This is a genomic window from Aliterella sp. E5.1, from assembly GCF_057473825.1.
This window is the reverse complement of record NZ_JBYCCV010000368.1, coordinates 1-1,406: the sequence shown is the minus strand read 5'-3', so window position 1 is coordinate 1,406 and position 1,406 is coordinate 1. Positions and strand designations below refer to the sequence as shown.

Genomic DNA, 1,406 nt, shown 5'->3' with positions numbered 1-1,406 from the left:
CTATTTGTGGCATTTCGGTGAAAAATTAACCTAAACACTGGGGCAAAAATATGATTTGCGTTGCCGATGAAATATCTCTGCTAACACGCCAGGAGCAACAACTGCATCAAAGTTTAGACAACTTGCGCGGACAAAGAAGCAAGGTCAAAGAGCATAGGCAGTTTGATAAAGAACTAGCAGGAATAATCCGTAAGCGCCAGAGTTATGAGGCTTTAGCGCGACTTGAAGTAGGAATGCTGGTCAACCGTGCAGATTCAAAATCCCTGGGAGAAGTTTGCGAACTAAAAATCACCCCTGGCGGATTAGCACAGGTATGGGTAAGTTGGGATGGCAAGATCCAAATCCCCGAACAGCCTCACCTACTTCAAATTGATGAGTGGGCGAAGGAGCAAATTGTCTCTGTAGGCGATCGCATAGCGCTCAATACCAGTCACGAGCAATCAGGTAAAACCTTTATTGTGGCGCGATTATTAGCTAGGGGAGGGGTAGAGACAACGGATGAAAATATCTTTGAGCGTGAAGAATGGGTATTAGCCGAAAACTGCACAGAAGTTGTGGCAAATGTTGGTGAGGAGTTAGTCGGCAGGGAAAGTAGACCTATAACATTGGAAATTGAGATGGAAGAAGCTGAGAGTGCGATCGCCGTCGAAAATCTAACGACAACTCTTGAAATAAGTGAATTGACCCAAGAGGAGGAACAAGAGCGCCACAGGCTGGAGTTGAAGGTAGAAAGGGTATTTCGAGAAGCTGGAAGGGCATTGCAAGAATTAAAAGATAAGAAACTATATCGCTCGACCCATAAAACCTTTGAAGCTTATTGCCAATATCGTTTCGGCTTTAGCCGCGATGCAGCTTATCTAAAAATTTCGGCGGCGATGGTTTACGACAATATTCAGAAATTTTTGCCGACCATTGGTCGGCAAATTTCTATGCCGACTAGCGAACGTCAATTACGTGATATAGCGAAAGCAAATTTTGATCCAGAGGTTCAAGCTACAGCCTGGATACAAACTTTACAAGAAACAGGTGGTAGACAGCCAACAGGTAAGGAAGTCAAAAGCACTGTTGAACGCCTCAAAGAAAAGCCTCTCATCAAAGCCAATGATTTCTGCACTGTTGGTGATGCGTTTATCCTGACCAGATTAGAAGGAACGGAACGAAAATATAATGGCTGCTGGGCGATCGCGCGGGAGCTAAGAGAATTTACAATAGCCGTTGACGTTCACGATACTACTTTTGCTGTGAAACCAGACAACCTTGATCCGATTGATTTACCCGATGTCCGCCGTCAATTACCAGAGACGCTGAAACGCATCAAACAGTTACGAAACTGTGGCTTACTAGATCGTTGTGCTTATACGGTTTTGGAGTCTCTGGGCAGGCAAATTTATCTAACCGATTTTGAG

General features: G+C 44.5%; 1 protein-coding gene. It reads left to right on the top strand.

Annotation, left to right across the window (positions count from 1 at the left end; genetic code table 11):
• Positions 1-50 precede the first annotated feature (50 nt).
• Positions 51-1,406 (top strand): hypothetical protein (locus AC2VE5_RS27345; RefSeq protein WP_486890673.1); only part of this gene is annotated, 1,356 nt, incomplete at its 3' end.